Below are 22555 nucleotides of genomic sequence, written 5' to 3' on the forward strand. Positions count from 1 at the left end.
TCAACTCATCTAACCGGTAAAACAACATGCAAGGCAACATAGTAGAAATCATCGGCGCGGTGGTAGACGTTCAGTTTCCCCGCGAAACCATCCCCAAAATCTATGACGCGCTCAAAGTGTCCGACCGCGGCTTGACCCTGGAGGTGCAGCAGCAGATGGGCGACGGCGTGGTGCGATGTATCGCCATGGGCTCATCGGACGGCCTGAAGCGCGGCCTTGAAGTCGATAATACCGGCGCGCCGATTTCGGTGCCAGTCGGAGAAGGCACTTTGGGCCGTATTATGGATGTATTGGGCGAGCCGGTGGACGAGGCCGGCGAAGTCAAGGCGGACAAGCGAATGCCGATTCACCGCCCGGCGCCGACCTATGAAGAGCAAGCCGCCAGCCTTGAATTGCTGGAGACCGGCATCAAGGTGGTCGATTTGATTATGCCGATCTCCAAAGGCGGCAAGATCGGATTGTTCGGCGGCGCCGGCGTGGGCAAGACCGTGGCGTTGCTCGAGTTAATCAACAATATCGCCACCGCGCACAGCGGCTTGTCGGTGTTCGCCGGGGTCGGCGAGCGCACCCGCGAAGGCAACGATTTCTATCACGAAATGACCGAAGCCGGGGTGCTTGATAAGGTCGCTATGGTTTATGGACAAATGAATGAACCCCCTGGAAACCGATTGCGCGTGGCGCTAACCGGCTTGACCATGGCCGAGCATTTTCGTGATCAGGGCAAGGACATGCTACTGTTCGTCGACAACATTTATCGCTACACCTTGGCGGGAACTGAAGTGTCCGCGTTGCTTGGGCGGATGCCGTCGGCGGTCGGCTATCAGCCGACCCTGGCCGACGAGATGGGCGCCCTGCAAGAGCGCATCACCTCGACCAAAGCCGGCTCAATCACGTCTTTTCAGGCGGTCTATGTCCCCGCGGATGATTTAACCGACCCGTCCCCGGCGACCACCTTCGCCCACCTCGACGCAACCTTGGTGCTGTCTCGGCAGATCGCCGAGCTGGGCATCTATCCGGCGGTCGATCCGCTGGATTCAACCTCGCGGATTTTGGACCCGTTGATTGTCGGCAACGAGCATTACGACACCGCGCGCGCGGTGCAAGGCATTTTGCAGCGCTACAAGGAGTTGCAGGACATCATCGCGATTTTGGGCATGGACGAGTTGTCCGAGGACGACAAGCAGGCGGTCGGCCGCGCCCGTCGAATGCAGCGTTTTCTGTCGCAGCCCTTTACCGTAGCAGAGACCTTTACCGGCTCCCCGGGTAAATATGTCACCTTGAAAGACACCATCAAAGGATTTCAGGGTATCGCCAATGGCGATTATGATCATCTCCCTGAACAGGCGTTCTACATGGTCGGCGATATTGACGAGGCGGTTGAAAGAGCCAAGACGCTGAGCTGAATCGAGTTTATGGCGACGCGTCAACACCAAAACCATCGAAGCCAAAACTATCGAAACCCAAGCCAACGAAACGAGCATGTCCACTATTCAAGTTGAAATCGTCAGCGCCGAGGCCGAGATCTGGAGCGGCGAGGGCGTTATGGTGTTCGCGCCGGGGGTGGCCGGCGAACTCGGCATCGCGCCAAAGCACGCGCCGTTGATTACCACTTTGAAGCCCGGCGATGTGCGGGTGCAGATGGAGGATGGCGATCAGCAATTTTTCTTCATCAGCGGCGGGTTGCTGGAGGTGCAGCCGCATCTGGTCACGGTGTTGTCCGACACCGTCATTCGCGGCGATGATCTGGACGAAGCGGCGGCGCGCGAAGCGCAGCAAAAGATCGAGGAAAAACTCAAAGACACGGCGCCGTACGATGACGACTACGCCGCCATGAAAGCCGAGTTAGCGGCCTACGCCGCTCAAGTCCGCGCGATTGAGAAACTGCGAAAGTTGAAAGGGTAGGTAAAAGATGCCCTCTGTTTTATTGATTCCGGTCTTCTTGCGGCGCTTTTAGTCTCCTGCGGCGAAGAAACGGCAGAAGAAAAAAGAATCAGAGAGTGTGATGACCAATGCGTCCAAATATTCAGTGTGTGCAGAGCATATTGTGGCGAAATCTCATTCAATGAATATCAGGAGGATCGTTGTAACGGTAAATGCGGGTTCGCGGTGATTGGCAGGATTTTAGAGAAATGTTTCGGAGCCGAATATGCGGGAGACGATGGGTTCATTATTAAAGGGTAAAACACCCCTCAGTCGTGAACCCAACCGCCGCCTGATTGAGATTATGAATGGGAAAATCGGGCAAGTTTTAGCGGAAATATAAAGGGGGAGTAAATTCTTACATTGCTTGTCCGGGCTCAGACACAAATGAGACGAATAAGAGGATAAAAATAAAGCCTGCGTATCCAATCATATGACCGCAGTCCCGCAATCTGCAATGGCTTGGCGAGGCTGAAGCCTCACTTCCGGCTACCTGATTTTGCCTCATATGTGGTGAACCTGGACATTGCTTTGACAAGAAAATAAACATCGCTATAATGAGCGCGCAAAGACACTAACTATTTTTATACTGCCATGCCCACACAACGATTCAGCAACACCCAAACCATCACTCGGGAAAACATCGCAAAAGTTCCCGCAGACAAACCCGGCGTCTATCGAATCAAGAGCAATAAGGGGAACATCCTCTATATCGGCCTAGCAAAAGGCGAACGTTTGGGCGATAGAATTTACGAACACAGAGGGCGTTTTATGCGCGGCACACAATTTCAATATCGCACGACCGCAAGCAAAGATGCGGCCGAACAACTGGAGCGCCAGGAAATTAATAGGCACATACTGCCGCGCAGTAAGAAAAAATAGTATGCCTAAACCTGGTCAGCCCACGGGGATTTCCATTGAGGAAATCGGGAGGCTATATAACCGGGCGGAAGAGCATCACTTGTATCTTGATAAAGAGAATAAGGAATCTAGAAATCTTGAAGCGTTTTTAATGCTTGCCACCCTGTTTGAGGGGGTATTGGTTGCGTTTGGATTGGCCGCGTTGGAAAATGGAAACGAGTTTAATTCGTTGCTAGGAAAACGAATGATGCGGGAATCGAGAAGGACACACACAAACTTTTTAAGAAGCACAGGGTCATTTTTAAAGCAATGACAAAAAAAATTGAAAAGGAATCGCAAGCATCTAAAAAATAGTTATGCTTGATAAGTTTAATTCACAAAGAACCAAGCACCGCAAACAGCCCAAATTTCACAATACAGCACCCGTATCATCAACCAACCAAGATATCCAACCCAGGTCAAATACCATGTCCAATAAAGCAAAAATGTTTTTGCCGTTGCTGCTTGTGGCGGCGGCGGCATTTATCGCGGCATTTACAATTGCAACCCATCCCGCCGTGGATATTCAATCCGATTTTATTTACTGGTTCGCGGTGGATATTAGCGCAATCGCTGCTTTTCTTTTAGCCGCAATGGCAATGAGAAAACATACCGCCGCGCTTTCAACAGTGGCGTTCATCGGCTTTGCCGTCACTGTCGTATTCACCGTATGGTCAAACATTCCATCCGCCGAAGAATCTTTTTATCAATACATTGGCTGGAGTTACTATGATGTCATCGCGCCGATAGTGTTAGTTGTTCTGGCCGTGAATATAATCATGCGCGGTTGTTATAAGCCGTAAAGCAGGCAAATCAAGCAGCAAACGCGACAGTGGCGGTTGGTTGCGGGCATGCTCTTTAAGGACGGCCGCTACCGGGAATTTATTCTTCCCGCCCGGGCTGGGTCGCGGCGCGGTCTCTCTCAGGCGCCTCCTTGATATAAACATCCTGCTTCGGGAACGGAATTTCGATGCCCGCCTGATTGAAGGTGTTGTAGATGACGGTCAATAGTTCATCGGTGGCCAGGCCGCGCTGGGCCGGGTGCTCGACCCAGCACAGCAGCTCTAAATCCAGGCCGGAAGCGCCCAGTTGACGCAGCCGAACCCGGGCTTCCGGATACGGGCAAACCAGGGGGTTGTCTTTGGCGACGTCGAGCAAGATTGCTTTTGCTTGTGCAATATCCGACCCATAGGCCACGCCGACCGGGATTCGGATACGGAATTTTTGATACGGGCCGCCAGATTCATTGATGATCTTGGTGTTGCCCATGATTGCATTGGGGATGGTCAGTTCCACATCATCGCGGGTCAGCATGCGCGTGCTGCGAATGCCGATATCGGTTATTGCTCCTCGTTCGCCGGTGTCAAGCACAACATAGTCGCCGATTTTGTAGGGCGCGTCCGCGAGAATAAATATGCCGGCAATAAAATTCGACAAGGTGTCTTTGGAGGCAAAGCCAATCGCGATTCCCAGCACGCCGGCCGAGGCCAGCCAGGCGGTCATGTTGATGCCCCAGGTTTGAAAAGCCAAATAGATGGAAAAGCCGATGACCAGGAGCACCGCAAGATTCTCGAACAGCGGCAAAGACTGCGGGTGAATTATCTTGATTCGAGTTTGATTTTCAGCAGAGGCGCGCAGCAGCAACCTCGATAAACGAATCGCAAACACCATCCAGATTAAAATATTTGCCGATTTCAAAATCGAAACCGTGACCGCATGCAAGGTTTCAGGGAGATTCAGTATAGACAGCGCAATGATGAATCCAACCATTAAAACCGAATAAACAACCGGAGCGCGGATGATCAACGCGATTTCGTTGTCCAGGGTAAAACGGGTGAAGCGGACGATTTTGCCGCACAGTCGCTTAACCACCGCCGAGAGCGCATAGGCGAAAACGATGGACAGAGCAAAAACAATGACCGCCTGGACGTAAGGCCGCCCCTGAAAAGTTTCCAGCAGGAAGAAAACCTTAGTTTGAAGAATTTCCATCTAAGTCTTTTCGATACAACCGCGTCAGCAGGCTGGAGGTGTCGTAGCGGTTGCCGCCGCCGGCCTGTATTTCGGCGTAGTAACCGTCGACGATTTTAGTCACCGGAAGCGCAGAGCCATTTCGTTTGGCCTGGTCAAAACAAAGCCCCAGGTCCTTGCGCATCCAGTCCACCGCGAAACCGAAGTCGAAATGATTGTCGATCATGGTGGCGTGGCGGTTTTCCATTTGCCAGGACTGCGCCGCGCCTTTGGAGATCACCTCGAACACCAAGGCTGGATCGAGCCCGGCATTGATGGCGAATGCCACCCCTTCGGACAAGCCCTGAACCAGTCCGGCGATACAAATCTGGTTGACCATCTTGGTCAGCTGCCCGGTCCCCGAGCCGCCCATTAATTTTACCGACTTGGCGTAGCAGCCGACCAATGGCTTGCTCCTTTCAAAAATTTCCGGATCGCCGCCAATCATCACCGTCAACACGCCATTTTCAGCTCCTGCCTGGCCGCCGGAAACCGGCGCATCAAGGAAATGGAACCCATTGCTTTTGGCTTTATCGTAGAGTTCCCGAGCGACATTGGCCGAGGCGGTGGTGTGGTCAATGAACACCGCGCCCTGTTTCATGGCCGCGAACGCGCCGTCGGCGCCGAGCGTGACGCTGCGCAGATCATCATCGTTGCCGACGCAGGCAAACACAAAATCAGCGCCCTCGGCGGCCGCCGCCGGCGTGCTCGCCGAGGCCACGGCATGGGCGCCGCCGTGCTGCGCAACCCACTTATCCGCTTTTGCCGCGGTGCGGTTATAGACGCGAACCGAATGCCCGGCGCCGGCCAGATGCCCAGCCATGGGATAGCCCATCACGCCGAGGCCAAGAAATGAGATTTTGTGATTATTCAGGGTCATGGGAAGTCAAGGCTCCGGGTTGCGGAAATCGATTCTATGTTTGGTTTCTGTATCTAATATACGCGGGCGCTAATTTTTCTTGTCATTCCAGATAAAGCCGATCGGCCGCTTTTTTGCGACGGTCGGCGCCATGAGTTGGTGGATGACATCAAACACAATCTTGAATTGCGCGTCATATTTCTGCTCTAGATCGTTGAGTTGTTGCGCCAGTTTTTTATTGGAGGCTAACATTTGTCTCAGGCGTACAAAAGTGCGCATAATTTCAACATTGACTTGCACCGCGCGCTTGCTTCGTAATACGCTTGACAGCATGGCGACGCCCTGCTCGGTGAAGGCATATGGGGGAGAGCGCCGTCCGCCCCGTTTTGATATCACAAATTGTGATATCAAAACCGCCGGGTCTTCGCTTGAAGTTACAATCCGTGACCGCAAGTGGTCGAACTCTTCCTGGCTGAGTTGAAACATAAAATCAGTGGGAAAGCGCTCGATATTGCGTTTCACCGCCTGGACCAGAACCCGGGTTTCCGTTCCATAAAGGGCCGCAAGATCGGCGTCCAGTATCACTTTCTCTCCGCGAATAAAGAGAATCCGGCGCTCAATCTGGATTGCCGGCGCCAGTTTTTTGGGCGTGCTTGTCATTTAGCCTTGCTCAATGCCATTCTGAAAATTGTCATGTCCCTGTCCGCGAATAAAATAAATATGCTCCATAAATATGCCCCCTATTAAACCACATCCCGCAAAAGAATCGCCCGCATTATTCAACTTTGCGCATCATCACCAGCGCCAGCAGTAAAAACACGATTACCGGAACGGTTGCGCCCAGCAACGGCGGCAGGCCATAAACCAGCACGATATAGCCGAAGCCCTTGTTGGCGACATAAAATCCTATTCCAAGCATGATGCCGATGAATAAGCTGCGGCCGAGCGTGCCCGAGCGCAGGCTGGCAAATACGAATGGGAGCGCCAGCATCACCATGACCGCGGCGGAAAGGGGCAGCATGATTTTGTTCCAAAATGCGAGTTCATACGGCGCGGTTTGTTGCTGGTTTTCGTTTAAATGATTGATATAGCGGCTGAGTTGCATGAAGGAGAGTTGATCGGGCTTGACCAGAAACACCGATAGAATTTGAGGGGTGACCTGGGAAACCCATTTGGCCGTGTCTGTATTGATAATTTCAGTCCCCTTTTCGGGGTCTGCCCGGGTTTGTTTTACATGTCTAAGCGCCCAATGGTCGCCCTTGAAAGCCCCGTAATCCGCCGCCAGCAGAGAACGCAATTGATGGTTGTCGCCAATATCGAAAACTTTTATGTCCAGCAATGTCAAGTCTGGCAATACCTCTCTGATATTGACGACAGTTTGGGCATCGCGCATCCACAAGCCTAAATCAGTTTGTTGCTTGATGCCTTGCTGCAAGGCTTCGGCGCGGCCGCGCTGAGCTTTGGTTTCGGTATAGGGCGATATTAATTCTCCAATCAAAATGGCGGCGATGACAAACACCCCGCCCATTTTCAATGCCGCGGCCGTAATTTGAACCATGGATACGCCGCTTGAGCGCATCACGATAAGCTCCGAATCGTTGGCCAGCATGGATAGCCCGATAATGGTTCCGAGCAGGGCGGCCATTGGAAACAGCTCATAAATTGTGCGCGGAATGATCAGCGTCACATAGGCTATCGCTTCCTTTAGATTGTAGTTGCCTTGACCAAGGTCGCCAAGTTGGTCGATGAAATTCACAAACGTAAACAGCCCGATTAACACCAGCATGGCGATCAACGTATACTGCAGAATGATCCGCCCAAGATAGCGGTCGAGAATGCGCATCACTGCGGCAACCCCTGAATCAATCTCAAATTATCGCAACGCCGCCGAAAAAAATAAACCGCCAGGCAACCGAACGCAAGATGAACCATCCACAAGGAAAAATGCGGATGCACCAGTCCTCGGCGAATCAAAGCCACGACCAACCCCAGCGCATTGGAATAAGCGAAGTAAACCAGCAACGCAGTCGACATGCCCGGAAACCGGTTTTTTCGGTAAGTGATCGACGAAAAAGACAACGCGAACAGCATCAGTATGGGCAGCATTATGATTTTTGATAAGCGCCAATGCAGCTCGCCGATTGCGGCTTTATTGCGGTCGCCGAGCAATTTTAGCGTGGGCTTGGCTTTTACCGGAAGGGAAGGCGCCGCGGCCGCTCGTTGTTTCAGCCGCACCGCATAGGTTTCAAAATTGACCACCGCATATTGCGGGGAGCCGGCGCGGCCGCGATACTTGGATCCGTTTTTCAATATCAGGAAGTGGTCGCCGGTTTTGCGGTCCACGGTTTTATAACCGCTGGCCGCCAGTACAACACTATCTTCGGTGGCGCTATTTTCTTTGTCGCCGGCGCGGTAAACAAAAATCTCCTGGAAGACATCTGTTGCACGGTCATAAGTTTCGACAAAATAAACCCCGGCGCGCCCACGGATTTCAGTGAACACCCCGGGGACAATGCCGCTGGCCGCAGAACGGTTTCGATACTCATGCTGGATGGATTGGAAAACTTCCGCGGACAAGGGGGAAATGTATAAAGAAAACGCGGCAACCATTGCGCCAACGATGGCAAACAATATCATTATCGGTCTGATGAATTGTTTCATGCCGATCCCGCAGGCGCTGATAACGGTGAGCTCGTTGTCGCGAATCCAGCGCCCCATCACCAGCAGGATTGAGATATAAATCACCAACGGGACAATAATATCCAGATAGCCCAGCATTTTTAATATCAATAACAAGAACACGCTGTTGATGGCGATATCCCCGTGCGCGGCCTGGCTTAAAAATCCGACCAATCGGGCAGCCAGGAAAATGGAAAAAAGAATCGCCGTCACCGCCGCACAGGTTTGCAGCACTTCACGGATAAAGGCGCGATGGATTATCATCAGGATTAATGGCGGGGCAGGATCAATGGCAGGTTTCGGGAACGGTCATTGCTGAACTAGAAGGCTGACTAAAGCAAGCGGGCGCCTGAGTAGATTAAAATGAGTAGATTAAAATGAGCCGGACTAAAATAAGCCAGATTAAAACAGCCCATTGCGATTGATTTGTTCTACTATAACAGGGCAATAGAATTGCTTGCGTATTTCGTCGCGCATTTCGTCGCTTGGGCATGCGCACGATTCGGCAACCCATTTAACGTATATATCAACAGAGGGAATTAACATGGATTTCTCAGCGAAATCATTTCATTCGGCAATTAATTGGGTCAAACAAGCGTCGCCTTGTCTGGTGGTCGGTGTATTCCAGGGTGCCAAGCCAATACTAACAGAATCCGGCAAAATCCTGGATAAGGCGACCAATAAACAAATAAGCGGTTTGCTTGCCCACGGCGATCTGCGCGGCGACGCCGGTTCGACATTGATGCTTTATAACCCGGATGGCATCAAAGCCAAAAGAATACTGTTACTGGGTTTGGGGAAAAAACAGGACCTGTCAGATGCTTCATTTCGCAGTGCCGTGGGTTGCGCCGCAAAGTGTTTGAACCAGTGTCATATTCGCGCCGCGGACTTTGCCTTGCTTGACGTATTTCGTGCGCCATCGAAGATCACCCGTCAGGCGCGCAATATTGTGGAAGCCATTGAACAATCCCTGTATCGCTACGACCAAACAAAAAGCGCAAGAAAAAAGCCCGGATCGCTGAAAAGAATAGCCTTGATGACGGCGAGGAATCAACTGGCGAATACCCGATTGGGCATCAAACAGGGCCAGGCCATCGCCAACGGCGTTAGTTACGCGAAGACCATGGCCAATTTGCCCGGCAATATTTGCACGCCCAGCTACCTCGCCCGGCAAGCAAAAGAATTGCAAAAAACCCATGCCATTAAAACAACGATACTGAATGAAGCCGAGATGAAGCGCAAGAAAATGGGTTCATTGCTATCGGTATCGCGCGGCAGCCGCGAGCCGGCCAAGTTGATTGTGATGCAATACAAGGGCGGAAAGCGCGGCGAAAATCCGGTTGTGTTGGTGGGCAAAGGGCTTACTTTCGATGCCGGCGGAATTTCGATCAAGCCGGCCGCGGCCATGGATGAAATGAAATACGACATGTGCGGCGGCGCCAGCGTGTTCGGCGCGCTGCGCGCCGTTGCGGAAATGCAACTCGCAATTAATCTGGTCGGCATCGTGCCGAGCAGCGAAAACTTGCCGGACGGCGCGGCCAACAAGCCTGGGGATATCGTAACCAGCATGGCCGGGAAAACCATAGAAATACTGAACACCGATGCCGAAGGCAGGCTGATTCTATGCGATGCGCTTACTTACGCCGAACGATTCAAGCCGGCAGTGGTGGTCGATATTGCCACCTTGACCGGCGCTTGCGTGATCGCGCTCGGCCACCATGCGAGCGGGTTGTTCAGCAATAATGACAAATTAGCCAAGCAACTGCTGGCCGCCGGCGAAGCGTCGGGAGATCGCGCCTGGCAACTGCCGCTGTGGGATGACTACACTAAGCAACTGAACAGCGACTTTGCCGACCTTGCCAATATCGGCGGACGCGGCGGCGGTGCGGTGACCGCAGCGTGTTTTCTTAAACAGTTCACCGAAAATTATAAATGGGCGCATCTGGACGTTGCCGGAACCGCATGGAAATCCAGCAGCCCAAAAGGCGCGACCGGCCGACCGGTGGCGTTATTGGTCGAGTTCATCATGAACTACGTTAAGCTGTGATGACGCGACCGCCGCCGTATGTGGAGCGGCTATGGCCACGCATGTTTGACTGGATTGCGCGTATCGTCCCTGATACGCGTTCTGGCGAACTCGCTGCGCTCGCGAAAAATCGCTCCCGTCGATTTTTTGCACGTATCATCCATGATACGCGCCCTTGCGGGTTCGCTGCGCTCGCGAAAAATCGCTCCCGTCGATTTTTTGCACGTATCATCCATGATACGCGCCCTTGCGGGTTCGCTGCGCTCACGAAAAATCGCTCCCGGCGATTTTTTCCTGCTCCGGCTTCCGCAGGAATGACGGAGGAGTCACCATAATGACCACGCAAGTTGATTTTTACTTGCTGGGCAATGTCGACCAGACCGGCAAGCTTAAGTATGCCTGCCGCATCGCCCAGAAAGCGGTTAAGCAGGGTTTGAAAGTTTTCATGCAAACTGAAAATAGCGAACAGTGCCAGCATCTGGATACGCTGCTCTGGACTTTTTCCCAAGGCAGTTTTGTGCCGCATGCCGTGGTCAACGAGCGCCCTGAAAACTGGGAAAATTTCCCCGTGCAAATTAGCAACGCCGCCCCGCTTAGCGAACCGGCGCATTTGTTAATTAGCCTGACTGCCGACCCGCCCAACCCGCATACGCCGTTCAAACGGATTGCCGATTTAATAACCGATGACCCCGCAGAAAAACAAGCGGGCCGAAACCGATTCCGTTATTATCGGCAACAGGGCATTGAGCCTGATACTCATTTAATTGCGCAAGGCCGATCAGGCGGTCATCAATGAAATAACAGCCTGTTTATGCGCGGCATGCTCTGGTTGGATTAAATTGAACTAAGGCAGTTTCTCAAACAGATTTCCCAAAAGGATTTCTTCAGGATTTCTTCGGGCGTTGGTTTATACTTCCTCGGCTTGCGAGCCAGCGCCACGCATGAACCGGCACGCTTGCAAACATAACAACGACAGCACTCATTTTATTAACGATGCCTGATCCTTATCCGGTCAACTATCTTAAAGCGATTCTCAATTCCAGAGTCTATGAGGCGGCGAAAGAGACGCCGCTGGAGTTGGCGCGGTTATTGTCCGATCGCCTGGGCAGCAATATCTGGCTGAAGCGCGAAGATACCCAGCCGATTTTTTGCTACAAGATTCGCGGCGCGTATAACAAAATGGTCAGTTTGACTGCGGGCGAATTGAAGCGCGGCGTGGTTACGGCATCGGCCGGGAATCATGCTCAGGGGGTTGCCATGAGCGCAAAGCGGCTCGGTTGCGAAGCCCTGATCGTGATGCCGGTTACCACGCCTTCAATCAAGATCGAAGCGGTTCGTCGCTGGGGCGCGAAAGTGAAATTAATCGGAGACAGTTATGATGAGGCTTTTGAGTACGCGCAAACCGTTTGCAGAAAACAGAGACGAAAATTTATTAGCGCATTTGACGACCCCCTGATTATTGCCGGTCAGGGAACCGTCGGTCTTGAAATCATCAAGCAAAGCCCCGAGCATTTGGATGCGGTATTTGTGCCGGTCGGCGGCGGCGGCTTGATATCCGGTGTTGCCGTCTACATCAAGCAACTGCGGCCGCAGGTTAAGGTCATCGGGGTTGAGCCGTTTGAATCGGATGCGCTGTATCAGTCATTGCAAGCGGGCAAACGAATCAAACTAAACAAGGTGGGTATTTTCGCCGATGGCGTTGCGGTCCGACAAATCGGTAAGGAGAATTTCAAAATTTGTCGTGATTTCGTTGATGAAGTTGTCAGAGTGACCACGGATGAACTTTGCGCGGCGATCAAGGATATTTGCGAGGACACGCGCACCATTGTAGAGCCGTCTGGCGCGCTGGGCATCGCGGGAATCAAGCGCTGGTTGAAAGACAATGAAAGGACAGGTCGAGGGCAAGACAAGGTCAAGGGCCAAGTTAAAGAGCGCAAGCGCAAAAGGATGAATTTGGTGGCCATTGCGTCCGGCGCCAACATGAACTTTGACCGCTTGCGGCATGTTTCCGAGCGCGCCGAGATCGGGGAGATGCGCGAAGCGATTATCGCCGTGACCATCCCTGAGAACCGCGGCAGTTTTCGGCGATTTTACCGCACCTTAGGGCAGCGTAACGTGTCCGAATTCAACTATCGATACGCCAGCGATGCGGAAGCGCATATTTTTGTCGGGGTGCAGATCAAGCGCCGTGATGAAATTGATGAATTGATAAAAAAACTGGCGGCAAAAGGCATTCCCAGCCTGGACTTAACCGACAACGAATTGGCGAAAATACATGCGCGCTATATGGTTGGCGGGCGGGTGCCTGACATCACCAATGAGCGCATATTCAGTTTCGAGTTTCCGGAACGCCCCGGCGCACTGGGCAAATTTTTGGATCAGATCGGCACCACCTGGAACATCACGTTATTTCATTACCGCAATCACGGCTCGGATTTTGGGCGGGTGCTATGCGGCATTCAAGTGCCCAGCCAGAGCCGCAGGGAATTTAATATTTTCCTGAAGCAACTGGGCTACGCCTACCGCGAAGAAACGAATAATCCGGCGTACACCTTATTTTTGCGCTGACGATAACCAAGAGAAGCGATAACAAAGCGTGACCGAAATAGATATCAGCGCAAAAGTGGAGCTAGGCGGAATTTATAATATTCCCGGGGAAGGTTTTGTGGTGGAACTGCAAATGCCCGACACCACGTATCTGTTCGATAAACAGGGCTTGCAACACCGGATTATCGAGAAAAAGCAAAAAGGCTACGATGCGACTGTCGAAGAGACTGCATTGGCGCAAATCAATAATTTCGGACCCGTATTTGACACATGGTAGGCCGCCATAAGGCGGTGGCTGAGCGCAAACTTGAGTGGCGCGCTGCCAGTCAAATGGGCACTCAAGTTGACGTGCCAGACCAATCTATTAGTGATAATCAAATTCACTTGTGGTTAATCGATCTTCAAAAATTGCTTAATCCTGGAGTGAATGCCAAATATAGGCGGCTACTTACTGAGTTTGAAATTACGCGCGCGCAAAGAATAATGAATAAGGCCCAGCGACAACGCTACCTTGGCGGCAGAATCGGACTGCGAATCTTGTTGTCCGCTTATACCGGAATGGTCAACACTGCGCTTGAGTTTGGTTACGCAAGCCGAGGCAAGCCGAAACTATTGAATACGGCTTCGGCCGGGAAGTTGGCCGGGAAATTAGCCGGGAAATTGGAATTCAATTACACCTTATCTGGCCGATTTGTGTTGTATGCCTTTGCATGGAATAGAGCGTTGGGGGTTGACTTGGAAATTTTTCCGCGCGCTGTCGCGGCGCAACGTCTGGCGCAACGCATCTTGACCGCGGACGAACAAACGGCCTGGCGCGCGCTGCGCAAATCGCAACAGAACGATGCCATGCTGGCATGTTGGACCCGAAAAGAGGCGTACGGCAAGGCGCTAGGCGTGGGTGTCCGCTATGCCCTGAATCAGGTGAATTTGTTTACCGGTTTGCATCAAGATCGATGGCGCACTAAAGTATCCGGGTTATTCGCCAATGAAACCAGTGGAGAAACCAGCGCGGAAAGTCGTGAGTTGTTTGGGATTCAACTTGGATTGCCGGTTGCCGGCGTCGCGGCTTTGATGTATGCGGAAACCGCGGATGAATTTAATGCCGATGAATGTAATAGTGTAGCGGAAGCGGGCGCCTCCAGGCATATCGCGCCTGAACTACGGGCCTTTCGATGGCATATGTGACGAGCAAAAACGTAATGAAATTTGTAGATTTAGACGCACAATTCAACCTTGTGGAAAAGGAAATCAGGGCGGCCATAGATCGGGTGTTGGCGCATAAGCAGTTTATTCTGGGGCCCGAGGTTGGCGTGTTTGAACAAGAACTAAAAGCGTATTGCGGAGCAAAGCATGTCATCAGCGCGGCCAGCGGCACCGATGCGCTGTTGATGGCGTTAATGGCCTACGGCGTCGGCCCCGGCGATGGCGTTATCGCGCCGTCCTTCACCTTTGTCGCCACCGCCGAAGTCATTCAATTGCTCGGCGCGACCACGGTGTTTGTGGACGTTGACGAGGCCACATTCAATATGGATTCCGTGGCTTTGGAAGAAACCATCCAAACTGTCAAGGGCGACGGCGAACTGAATCTTAAAGGCATCATCGCGGTGGATTTGTTTGGGCTTCCGGCCGACCACGATGCCATCCGCGCCATCGCCGATGAGCACCGGCTGTTTGTTGTGAGCGATGCGGCGCAGAGCTTTGGCGCCGAATATAAAAACCAAAAAGCCGGCGGGTTCGGCGATATTGCCGCCACCAGTTTTTTCCCGTCGAAACCGCTGGGATGTTACGGCGACGGCGGCGCGGTGTTCACCGATGATCAGGCATTAGCGGAAAGTGTGGAATCCATTCGCTTTCACGGCAGGGCACCCGGCGCGGGCGGCCAATATGAAAACATTCGCATCGGTATTACCGGCCGTCTCGATACGTTGCAAGCTGCTATCCTGAGTTGCAAACTGAAAATATTCGACCGCGAACTCGCCGCCCGCCAGCGCATCGCCGACCTCTACGCGCGCGAACTCGACGGCGTGGTGGCGACGCCAGCGATGCCGCCAAACTATAAAAGCTCGTGGTCGGTCTACACCATTCGTAGCGCCAAGCGCGACCAGATCCGGCGGCATTTAAATCAAAACGGCATTCCGTCCGCCGTGTATTATCCTTTGCCCTTGCACCGGCAGCCGACATTTAAACATGCGTTCGGCGGCGGCCAAATGCTGCCGGTGACGGATAAACTGGCAGACCAAGTCATCAGCCTGCCGATCCACCCCTACCTGCAGCCGGACGACCAAATGAAAATAATTGATACCATAAAAACCGCGGTTGGCTAGCACCGGAAATGGCATGAGGATTGGGCCTGAGGATTGGGCGCATGAGCATTGGGCCTGAGCATTGGACCTGAGAACCCACCCGATTAATCCTTCCCCCAGTTTTTCTCATTCAGGCATCTGGTGAATTTCTCTTGTTGCATTTGCTCTTCGGCGGTGGCGGATTTACTGCCGGAAAATATCCCGCCAATCGCGCCGAGGTAGCCGTAATCATCATCCAGTGTTGCCAGCGTATCCCCGAGGTTGCTGAGCGTATTGCCAACCAACGCAGCGTTGTGCTCAATTTCCGCGATGCGTTGCTGGTCTGCTTCGGTCACTTGCTCCGAGCGTTGCAGGCATACCGCCGAGTCTATATCCCAGTCCGCCTCCGCGTTGGAATGCACCCAGTTTTTCTGCTGGTAAACCGCGCCGCTCGCGCAACCGGCGAGCAATGCCGCCAGCAGGGTCGCGGCGATGCCTTGGGTCATGTTTTTCATTTTAATTGCCGCCGCTTAATTTGGATGAATGGCAGTTGCCGGCTTCAAAAGAAACCGGCAATGGCGCGAATCATTTTCATGGCAAAGTCTTGCTCCACATCTTCAAACACCACGAGTTTGCCTTTTGCTTTGCCGACCACGCGGGAGCGGTGGCGTTTCCAGGTGGATTGTTCGGTGAAACTTTCGGTTTCGGTGGAGCCAATGCTTTGCGAGCCGCTCACCGAAGTATCCGCGACATTGTCGCTGGTGCTGGAATTTTGCGAGGTGATGATGTTGGTCTCGCCGCTGCGGGTGACGGTGCCTTTGGCGCGCTCGCGCACTTCCACATCCATGATGATGGAAAAATACTTGGTGGCTTGTTGCGCTAACAACAGATCTTGTTTGCGCGAACCCGACAAGCCCTTGAGCACGCCGCCGAGAATGCCGCCGCCGACCGCGCCGGCGAGTGTGTTATCGGTGTTGCCGAGCACCGAGCCGGCCACGCCGCCGACAACGGTGCCAATGACCACCGACTTGACGATGCCGCTCAGATCCTGACCGTATTGCGTTTCATCGAGTTGGGCGATTTCCGCGGCCGATATTTCATCCGCCAGCAGGATATTCACTTGCAGCGCGTAACTTGCGGTTTTGGCGTTATTCACCACCGTAAAACCGCGCTTGCCCAGTTCTTGCGCGACCAAATCGCGCATGGAAATGCCGGCCCAGGCGCGCCCCGAAGTATCGCCGACGCGCAGATAAACTTCGTTATTCTCTTCCGGCGGGTCGAGGAAAATGCTCTTTTCCGTTTTCACGCGGATATATTCCACCGAAGCGGTTTTGGGGACGCCAAGATCACTGGGTCTAATCTGAACGCCGGTTTGGGTTTGCTGGGATTTGGCGGCGGCCGACCACTCCGGCGGCGCGCTTGCGCACCCCGCAATAATGACGAGGCCAAAAGCGGTCAACGCCAGGCTTGCTGATTTCAATAATTGCATCGGTTGCACTCCTAAGATTGTATCGATTACGGGTTAAAAAAACCTAGGGGCAAGCATAGCCAGTCCAAGCTAACTTGTCCATGATCTGCATAGGGCCGCCCCTATTGCGCTTTTTGTTGTTTTCAATGATAACCTGAACCGGTGTTTCAGTCCAAGCCCTTTATGCGGGCGCATGGCGTGTATAAGCTCAGATACCTTTGGCACTCCGATGCAGAAGGAGAGCCATGCAATATCACTATCGCCGAATTTGATGGTTTCCTGACCCAGTCGATAATCGACCCATCCGGCTGGCCGAGTGCGCGGCAGTGACGGTGGCGCACTCAAGCATTCCGGTTACGCTTGTCATGGCGTGAACAGTGGGGTGTGTTGGTTTTCTGTTGTACGGACAGGTCGCGACCGCCAGGGACGCCGCCATGGACGGTGGCGGTAGAGCGACGCAGGATGCCAAAGCCGATGGTGGAAGTGCAAATAATGTCGGGAACAATTATGTGCCGACCGCCACGGATGGTGGAAGTGTCGATACCGTATGGAACGAGTAATCGACCGACTTGTCCGTGCTTTCAGGTTTTGTGTCCCGCTGCGCGGGACGATGGTTGACTGGATTATTCGTATCATCCCTGATACTCACCCCTTCGGGGCTTGCGTGAAAAATCGTTGCGGGCGATGTTTTGCGCGTATCGTCCCTGATACGCGTTCTGGCGAACTCGCTGCGCTCGCGAAAAATCGCTCCGGGCGATGTTTTCCAACTCCTGTTTTCACAGGGGTGACGTTCTTCCGTTGGAATGACGGACCTGGATGGCGGTGCGACGGGCGGCGGGGTTCGGATTGTCGCGGCGATGGCAGCGGCAGCAATCATCGTCGCCCGTCTTTATCTGGCGTCATTATCGAGCTTGGCCCGATAATCCAGTGAAACACCCGCGGCGCCAGCCGCAACATGATCCGGCGGTGCGCGTCCGATGACGGGTGCGCGAGTTCGTATGGATTCCTGCATGTGCGGGAATGGTGGTTTGCGCGGTCTTAACGATAATGACCGGCGCCAGCCCTGGCGGTCACAGGGTTTAACTCATTTAACGCAAGGGTGATTATTTAGTCTTTTGCCAACCTAGGGTTTCTGGCCTTGGGATTTTTTGAAGCCGTATTCCTTGAATTGCCTTTCTTGCTGGTCATCTTCTTTTTGGCGGCTTTCTTTTTTCCTTGCGGCGGCTTGGCGTTTTTAAGCAGTTGTTTGCAATCTTCGAGGGATAGTGTTTTGGGTTCGGTTACGTCCTTGGGGATTCTGGCGTTTTTCTCGCCGTCGGTGATGTAAGGGCCATAACGGCCATTCAGCACTTGAATGCCCGCGTCTGCAAAATCCAGAATCAGGCGGTTGGCATCCTTTTCCTTTTTCTCGGCAACCAGTTGCAGCGCGGTTTCTTTTTCCACGGTATAGGGGTCGTGCTGGCCCAGCGACACAAATTTGTCGCCGTATTTGACGTAAGGCCCGAACCGCCCAATGGCGACGGTAAGCTCTTCCCCGTCCGCGGTTTGGCCCAGCGACCGTGGCAGTTTGAATAACTCAAGCGCTTGCTCGAAGGTAATAGCATCCAGTCTTTGCCCTGGTCGGAGGCTGGCAAAAGCGGGCTTGTCTTCATCATCCCGCGTTCCAATCTGCGCATAAGGGCCATAGCGTCCCATGCGCACCGACAAGGGTTTTCCTGATTTGGGGTCGGGCCCCAAAACGCGCGATTGAATCACTTCATCACGGCTGACGCTTTCCTCTTTTTCCTCGATCAGCCTGGAAAATTCCCCCCAGAATTCCTGCATCACCGGCAACCGCTGTTTTTCACCGCGAGAAATCGCGTCCAGAGCATCCTCCATTTTCGCGGTGAACTCATAATCCACATAGCGCGCAAAGTGGTCGGATAAAAATCGATTGACAACTTTTCCAATTTCGGTGGGCTCGAATCGCCGATTTTCCAGGGTGACATACTCGCGGTTTTGCAAGGTGCTGATAATCGAAGCATACGTAGACGGCCGGCCAATGCCATAGGCTTCCAGTGTTTTCACCAACGAGGCTTCGTTATAGCGTGGCGGCGGTTCGGTAAAATGCTGTTCGGGCCTGAGGTTCGCCAGATCGATACTCATGCCTGGCTTCATGGCCGGCAAGATTATCTCTTTTTCGCCCCTATCCGACTTGGCCGGTTTGTCATCTCGTCCTTCCAGATACACCGACATAAATCCCGCAATGCGAATGGTGGACCCGGATGATCGAAATACACCGATGCTGCCAGCAGTCAAATCAACCGCCACCGTGTCAATAGTGGCATGAATCATCTGACAAGCCACGGTGCGCTTCCAAATGAGATCGTACAGCCGATATTGATCTTCACTCAATTGAGACTTGAGAACCTCTGGTATTCGTTTTGCAGAAGTAGGCCTGATTGCTTCGTGGGCTTCCTGGGCATTTTTTGATTTGTTTTTAAACGCCCTGGGTTGGTCGGGCAGGTTGCTTGCGCCATACTTGGAGGCGATCAATGCCCTGATTTCAGCAACAGCCTCTGTGGCCAGCACCACGGAATCAGTACGCATATAGGAAATCAGGCCGTCCGCGCCGCCTTCAATTTCGATGCCTTCGTATAATTGCTGGGCGGTTTGCATGGTTCGTCGCGCGCTAAACCCAAGTTTTCGTGACGCCTCTTGCTGTAATGTTGAAGTAATAAACGGCGGCGCGGGGTTTCGTTTACGCTCTTTCTTTTCAATTTTAGCGACCATCAGTTTCCCTTGCGCCGCTTCGTTCAATGCCGTTTCGGCGGCGCGGGCCGTTGCGCCATCGGTAATTGAAAATTGTTTTAATTTCTCCTCTTTGTACTGGATTAACTTGCCGATAAAACTTTGCCCCGCGCTGTTCAAATCCGCTTCGATGGTCCAATATTCCCGGCTGATAAATTTATCTATTTCCGCTTCGCGCTCGCAAATCATCCGCAATGCCGGGCTTTGGACGCGGCCAGCCGATAGTCCCTGGCGAACTTTTTTCCATAACAGCGGTGATAAATTAAACCCGACCAAATAATCGAGTGCGCGCCGAGATTGCTGGGCTTCGATCAGGTTAACCGAAATTTCTCTCGGGTTGTCAACCGCTTTTTGTATTGCGGACTTGGTGAATTCATAAAATTCCACCCGATAGACCGGTGTGTTGCCAATGGCGTTTCGTTGCTTGAGTAGTTCGTATAGATGCCAGGAAATCGCTTCGCCTTCGCGGTCCGGGTCGGTCGCGAGATACAACGAATCCGCTGTTTTCATTTCCCTGACAATCAAGTCCACATGCTTTTTGTTGCGTTCGACAATTTCGTAGTGCATCTCGAAATTGTTGTCCGGATCCACCGCGCCTGTTTTTGGTATGAGGTCGCGCACATGGCCATAGGACGCCAATGCCTTGAAATCGGCGCCAAGATACTTCGACATGGAGCGCGCCTTGGCCGGCGACTCGACGATGATGAGATGTTTGCTCATTTATCCTTATATGCGGTTATTGCCTGGATGTAAGGACAGATAATTGCTCCTGCAATATCCGCACTTCCGCCGGCCATGGGACGACTCGATGCTGCGATTGCAATGATTGTAAAGGGTTCAATAAAAGCAGGTTTAATGAATGCAGGTATGCAATCCATCCAGGATCAGGGTCTCGGTCAATTCAGTCACGCCATCGCCATCGGTGTAGTTGCTCAGCACCATCAGTATTACCCACTTGACATGCGCAAGTTCGATGCTATCGACCCCGAGCGCCATCACTTGATCGACCACCAGTTCTCTGGATATGCCGTCCAGCACGCCGCATTGCTCAAGCGTCAGCAACAAGCCGCGCGCCTCCACGCCGAGCTGTCTCAGTTCTTCGGTGGAATAATGCCTGATCGCGTCTTGATTGATGCTGACCGAGCATGAATTGCGGTCGCACAGCGCGGCCAGATTTTCCAGCCAGTCGAAAGCGCGGTCAATCATTGCCTGATCGAAACCGGCCTGACTCAATTCGAGAAGCAAGGTCTCATGGTCGGGCCCGAACTCATCGCTATCAAACATATAATTCTCAAATAAATAGATGAGAACATCGAGCACATTTTCTTTCATTGCAATACAATGGTTATTTAATGGCGCCGCATGGCGCGAATTCCTGATGCCCCGCTTCATAACGGCGGCTAAGGCAAGCGTTGATAGCCGCCGTTCATCTCGGCGATTAGCCCGCGCAACTCCAAGTCTATCAGAATGGATGAAACTTGTTCGGTCGTCAATCCACTCAGCGCAATTATTTGATCCATCGAAATTGGCGCGTAGTCTATCAGGTTATACAGCGGATGTTCGTCCGGATGTTCAGCCGGATGTTTAGAATGGCTCTGCGGCGACTCGGGGTTGATTTGGGAGGCCGGGCGCGCCGGGCTAAAAAAGTGGCCCAGTTCATCGGTGATGTCTTGCACTGACTCGACCAGCTTCGCCCCTTGGCGAATTAAATAGTGGCAGCCGCGACTGGTCGGCAGATGAATTGAGCCGGGGACGGCAAACACTTCCCGTCCTTGTTCCGCGGCCAGTCTTGCGGTGATCAAACTGCCGCTGCGTATCCCGGCTTCGGCCACCAATGTGCCCAGGGATAAGCCGCTGATGATGCGATTTCGTTGCGGAAAATGCGCCCGCTGGGGCGGTGCGCCCGGGGCAAATTCGGTGACCAACAACCCTTTTTCCGCAATTTCCCGATACAGCGCTTGCTGGGCGGCGGGATAGATGCGGTCGATGCCGGTGCCCATAACCGCGATGGTGGCGTTGCCCGCCGACAGGCTGCCGCGATGCGCGCAGCTGTCGATGCCGGCCGCCATGCCGCTGGTGATGACAAAACCCATTTCGGTTAATTCCGCGGCAAACGCCGCCGTGGTTTTCTTGCCGCTGGGGCTGGGGCCGCGGCTGCCGACGATGGCGATTTGCGGCTGGTTGAGCAGGTTGATGTTGCCCTTGACGAAAAGCCCCAAAGGCGGGCTTGGAATTTCATTGAGCAAACTTGAAAATTTCGGATGGTTAAAGCCGATGAATTGGCTGCCTATGGACCCCAGCAAGGCCAAGTCGCTTTGCAGCAAAGTCTCAGCGGCCGTTAATACCGCGTTGATTCCGGCTTCGGCGAGGATGTCGGCGGCGCGTAAGCCAGGGCGACCGGCCGCAAACACATCGGCCGGGCCGCCAAAGAAATTGACCAACGCCCTTTTTTGAGCGAGCGATACCGATCTTAAATAGTGAAGTTTTAGCCAATCCTTTAGCATGTTTTTGCGCTTTTGATTTGTTACCAAATGCTTATTATTCCATATTTATCGATGAAGATGCGTAACTTTTATAAGACGATTTGCAGTTGTCCTTTATGCCCTATGGTTTGGGTGCTAACACGAATCGCTAGAACGGATTCCATTGCCGATGCTAATTTGAAGGCATAACTTGGTTTTTCAACCGCGCTAAACCCGTGTTCAACTGCATAGGCTCAGATACATATGGCACGCCTCAACCCAAGAGGAGATGCCATGCAAATCCAGTTATTAAACCGTTCGGCGGCGAAGCCGCCGGTTTGTGTCCGGCGTAGCCGGGCTTTTTTCTCGTTTGCTTTTGGCGTCTCAAAAGAAATCATCGCCTTTCGATTCACCATTGTCTCCCCAACCCGTCATTGCCCGGCCCATATTATTATTGGCCGGGCAATCCAGTGAAAAATCTGTCACGCGCAGCGTGACTCCTTATTCTCGGTTACTTTGGCATCTCAACTCGCCTTTGTCCTCTCGATTCACTATTGCCTGTAATTTGTCATCGTCCCCCTGTCATAATCCCAGCCATCCCGCTATGATGCCCTC

Annotated in this window: 23 protein-coding genes; 13 read left to right on the top strand and 10 right to left on the bottom strand. The window is 53.0% G+C overall.

The features are described from left to right. Positions 1–26: 26 nt before the first annotated feature. From atpD to ACP158_RS01560, 5 genes are all read left to right on the top strand, one after another. A complete protein-coding gene (atpD, locus tag ACP158_RS01540) occupies positions 27–1403 on the top strand; it encodes a F0F1 ATP synthase subunit beta (RefSeq protein WP_424947242.1) in 1377 nt (458 codons plus the stop codon). A 76-nt stretch (positions 1404–1479) separates the two neighbouring features. Then, the gene (locus ACP158_RS01545; protein ID WP_424947243.1) at positions 1480–1902 is read left to right on the top strand and encodes a F0F1 ATP synthase subunit epsilon; all 423 of its coding nucleotides are present in this window, start codon (positions 1480–1482) and stop codon (positions 1900–1902) included. A 612-nt stretch (positions 1903–2514) separates the two neighbouring features. After that, the gene (locus ACP158_RS01550) at positions 2515–2802 is read left to right on the top strand and encodes a DUF7508 domain-containing protein (RefSeq protein WP_424947244.1); all 288 of its coding nucleotides are present in this window, start codon (positions 2515–2517) and stop codon (positions 2800–2802) included. A gap of 1 nt (position 2803) precedes the next feature. Then, a complete protein-coding gene (locus tag ACP158_RS01555) occupies positions 2804–3094 on the top strand; it encodes a hypothetical protein (protein ID WP_424947245.1) in 291 nt (96 codons plus the stop codon). Between the two features lie 154 nt (positions 3095–3248). After that, positions 3249–3623, top strand: coding sequence for a hypothetical protein (locus ACP158_RS01560; protein ID WP_424947246.1), 375 nt, complete (start codon positions 3249–3251; stop codon positions 3621–3623). A gap of 79 nt (positions 3624–3702) precedes the next feature. Here ACP158_RS01560 and ACP158_RS01565 read toward each other — a convergent pair whose 3' ends face one another. The 5 genes from ACP158_RS01565 to lptF form a co-directional block, all read right to left on the bottom strand. After that, a complete protein-coding gene (locus ACP158_RS01565; protein ID WP_424947247.1) occupies positions 3703–4809 on the bottom strand; it encodes a mechanosensitive ion channel family protein in 1107 nt (368 codons plus the stop codon). Then, positions 4790–5707, bottom strand: a complete 918-nt coding sequence (locus ACP158_RS01570; RefSeq protein WP_424947248.1) for an NAD(P)-dependent oxidoreductase — start codon at positions 5705–5707, stop codon at positions 4790–4792. The genes ACP158_RS01565 and ACP158_RS01570 overlap by 20 nt, the downstream gene beginning before the upstream one ends. Positions 5708–5776: 69 nt before the next feature. After that, the gene (locus ACP158_RS01575; protein ID WP_424947249.1) at positions 5777–6346 is read right to left on the bottom strand and encodes an ORF6N domain-containing protein; all 570 of its coding nucleotides are present in this window, start codon (positions 6344–6346) and stop codon (positions 5777–5779) included. 115 nt (positions 6347–6461) lie between these two features. Continuing rightward, positions 6462–7529, bottom strand: coding sequence for an LPS export ABC transporter permease LptG (gene lptG, locus ACP158_RS01580; RefSeq protein ID WP_424948378.1), 1068 nt, complete (start codon positions 7527–7529; stop codon positions 6462–6464). Then, positions 7529–8629 (bottom strand): LPS export ABC transporter permease LptF, encoded by a 1101-nt coding sequence (gene lptF / locus ACP158_RS01585; RefSeq protein ID WP_424947250.1) that lies wholly within the window; start codon positions 8627–8629, stop codon positions 7529–7531. The genes lptG and lptF overlap by 1 nt, the downstream gene beginning before the upstream one ends. A 280-nt stretch (positions 8630–8909) precedes the next feature. Here lptF and ACP158_RS01590 point away from each other — a divergent pair, with 280 nt between their 5' ends. The 6 genes from ACP158_RS01590 to ACP158_RS01615 all read left to right on the top strand — a co-directional run bounded on the left by ACP158_RS01590 (position 8910) and on the right by ACP158_RS01615 (position 15262). Then, positions 8910–10412 carry a leucyl aminopeptidase gene (locus tag ACP158_RS01590; protein WP_424947251.1) on the top strand — a complete coding sequence of 501 codons (1503 nt, stop codon included), beginning with the start codon at positions 8910–8912 and terminating at the stop codon, positions 10410–10412. A gap of 313 nt (positions 10413–10725) precedes the next feature. Beyond that, positions 10726–11187, top strand: coding sequence for a DNA polymerase III subunit chi (locus ACP158_RS01595; RefSeq protein ID WP_424947252.1), 462 nt, complete (start codon positions 10726–10728; stop codon positions 11185–11187). Between the two features lie 197 nt (positions 11188–11384). Further along, positions 11385–12959, top strand: a complete 1575-nt coding sequence (gene ilvA, locus ACP158_RS01600; protein WP_424947253.1) for a threonine ammonia-lyase, biosynthetic — start codon at positions 11385–11387, stop codon at positions 12957–12959. Positions 12960–12987: 28 nt separating this feature from the next. Next, a complete protein-coding gene (locus ACP158_RS01605; RefSeq protein WP_424947254.1) occupies positions 12988–13215 on the top strand; it encodes a hypothetical protein in 228 nt (75 codons plus the stop codon). Positions 13216–13421: 206 nt separating this feature from the next. Then, positions 13422–14123 (top strand): 4'-phosphopantetheinyl transferase family protein, encoded by a 702-nt coding sequence (locus tag ACP158_RS01610; RefSeq protein WP_424947255.1) that lies wholly within the window; start codon positions 13422–13424, stop codon positions 14121–14123. A 14-nt stretch (positions 14124–14137) separates the two neighbouring features. Further along, positions 14138–15262, top strand: a complete 1125-nt coding sequence (locus tag ACP158_RS01615; RefSeq protein ID WP_424947256.1) for a DegT/DnrJ/EryC1/StrS family aminotransferase — start codon at positions 14138–14140, stop codon at positions 15260–15262. 83 nt (positions 15263–15345) lie between these two features. On the opposite strand, the gene ACP158_RS01620 is transcribed toward ACP158_RS01615, so the two are convergent. Both ACP158_RS01620 and traT read right to left on the bottom strand, forming a co-directional pair. Further along, entirely contained in the window at positions 15346–15735 is a 390-nt protein-coding gene (locus ACP158_RS01620; RefSeq protein WP_424947257.1) for a hypothetical protein, read from the bottom strand. A gap of 44 nt (positions 15736–15779) precedes the next feature. After that, positions 15780–16709, bottom strand: coding sequence for a complement resistance protein TraT (traT, locus tag ACP158_RS01625; RefSeq protein ID WP_424947258.1), 930 nt, complete (start codon positions 16707–16709; stop codon positions 15780–15782). 413 nt (positions 16710–17122) lie between these two features. On the opposite strand from traT, the gene ACP158_RS01630 reads away from it, so the two are divergent. Further along, positions 17123–17248 carry a hypothetical protein gene (locus ACP158_RS01630; RefSeq protein ID WP_424947259.1) on the top strand — a complete coding sequence of 42 codons (126 nt, stop codon included), beginning with the start codon at positions 17123–17125 and terminating at the stop codon, positions 17246–17248. A 547-nt stretch (positions 17249–17795) separates the two neighbouring features. Here ACP158_RS01630 and ACP158_RS01635 read toward each other — a convergent pair. The 3 genes from ACP158_RS01635 to dprA form a co-directional block, all read right to left on the bottom strand. After that, complete coding sequence (locus ACP158_RS01635; RefSeq protein ID WP_424947260.1) at positions 17796–20198, bottom strand: DNA topoisomerase I; 2403 nt, start codon at positions 20196–20198, stop codon at positions 17796–17798. Between the two features lie 132 nt (positions 20199–20330). Then, positions 20331–20810 carry a DUF494 family protein gene (locus tag ACP158_RS01640; RefSeq protein ID WP_424947261.1) on the bottom strand — a complete coding sequence of 160 codons (480 nt, stop codon included), beginning with the start codon at positions 20808–20810 and terminating at the stop codon, positions 20331–20333. A gap of 68 nt (positions 20811–20878) precedes the next feature. After that, on the bottom strand, positions 20879–22009 hold the full coding sequence (gene dprA / locus ACP158_RS01645; protein ID WP_424947262.1) for a DNA-processing protein DprA: 1131 nt from the start codon (positions 22007–22009) through the stop codon (positions 20879–20881). 195 nt (positions 22010–22204) lie between these two features. Here dprA and ACP158_RS01650 point away from each other — a divergent pair, with 195 nt between their 5' ends. Further along, positions 22205–22414 carry a hypothetical protein gene (locus ACP158_RS01650; protein WP_424947263.1) on the top strand — a complete coding sequence of 70 codons (210 nt, stop codon included), beginning with the start codon at positions 22205–22207 and terminating at the stop codon, positions 22412–22414. Positions 22415–22555 lie beyond the last annotated feature (141 nt).

This window comes from Candidatus Spongiihabitans sp. (assembly GCF_965247905.1).
Classification (GTDB): Bacteria; Pseudomonadota; Gammaproteobacteria; order Arenicellales; family Poriferihabitantaceae; genus Spongiihabitans.

Coding starts and splice junctions, on each gene's coding strand:
- atpD (WP_424947242.1), top strand. CDS start 27: ATGCAAGGCAACATAGTAGAAATCATCGGCGCGGTGGTAGACGTTCAG.
- ACP158_RS01545 (WP_424947243.1), top strand. CDS start 1,480: ATGTCCACTATTCAAGTTGAAATCGTCAGCGCCGAGGCCGAGATCTGG.
- ACP158_RS01550 (WP_424947244.1), top strand. CDS start 2,515: ATGCCCACACAACGATTCAGCAACACCCAAACCATCACTCGGGAAAAC.
- ACP158_RS01555 (WP_424947245.1), top strand. CDS start 2,804: ATGCCTAAACCTGGTCAGCCCACGGGGATTTCCATTGAGGAAATCGGG.
- ACP158_RS01560 (WP_424947246.1), top strand. CDS start 3,249: ATGTCCAATAAAGCAAAAATGTTTTTGCCGTTGCTGCTTGTGGCGGCG.
- ACP158_RS01565 (WP_424947247.1), bottom strand. CDS start 4,809: ATGGAAATTCTTCAAACTAAGGTTTTCTTCCTGCTGGAAACTTTTCAG.
- ACP158_RS01570 (WP_424947248.1), bottom strand. CDS start 5,707: ATGACCCTGAATAATCACAAAATCTCATTTCTTGGCCTCGGCGTGATG.
- ACP158_RS01575 (WP_424947249.1), bottom strand. CDS start 6,346: ATGACAAGCACGCCCAAAAAACTGGCGCCGGCAATCCAGATTGAGCGC.
- lptG (WP_424948378.1), bottom strand. CDS start 7,529: ATGCGCATTCTCGACCGCTATCTTGGGCGGATCATTCTGCAGTATACG.
- lptF (WP_424947250.1), bottom strand. CDS start 8,629: ATGATAATCCATCGCGCCTTTATCCGTGAAGTGCTGCAAACCTGTGCG.
- ACP158_RS01590 (WP_424947251.1), top strand. CDS start 8,910: ATGGATTTCTCAGCGAAATCATTTCATTCGGCAATTAATTGGGTCAAA.
- ACP158_RS01595 (WP_424947252.1), top strand. CDS start 10,726: ATGACCACGCAAGTTGATTTTTACTTGCTGGGCAATGTCGACCAGACC.
- ilvA (WP_424947253.1), top strand. CDS start 11,385: ATGCCTGATCCTTATCCGGTCAACTATCTTAAAGCGATTCTCAATTCC.
- ACP158_RS01610 (WP_424947255.1), top strand. CDS start 13,422: ATGAATAAGGCCCAGCGACAACGCTACCTTGGCGGCAGAATCGGACTG.
- ACP158_RS01615 (WP_424947256.1), top strand. CDS start 14,138: ATGAAATTTGTAGATTTAGACGCACAATTCAACCTTGTGGAAAAGGAA.
- ACP158_RS01620 (WP_424947257.1), bottom strand. CDS start 15,735: ATGAAAAACATGACCCAAGGCATCGCCGCGACCCTGCTGGCGGCATTG.
- traT (WP_424947258.1), bottom strand. CDS start 16,709: ATGCAATTATTGAAATCAGCAAGCCTGGCGTTGACCGCTTTTGGCCTC.
- ACP158_RS01630 (WP_424947259.1), top strand. CDS start 17,123: ATGGACGGTGGCGGTAGAGCGACGCAGGATGCCAAAGCCGATGGTGGA.
- ACP158_RS01635 (WP_424947260.1), bottom strand. CDS start 20,198: ATGAGCAAACATCTCATCATCGTCGAGTCGCCGGCCAAGGCGCGCTCC.
- ACP158_RS01640 (WP_424947261.1), bottom strand. CDS start 20,810: ATGAAAGAAAATGTGCTCGATGTTCTCATCTATTTATTTGAGAATTAT.
- ACP158_RS01650 (WP_424947263.1), top strand. CDS start 22,205: ATGGCACGCCTCAACCCAAGAGGAGATGCCATGCAAATCCAGTTATTA.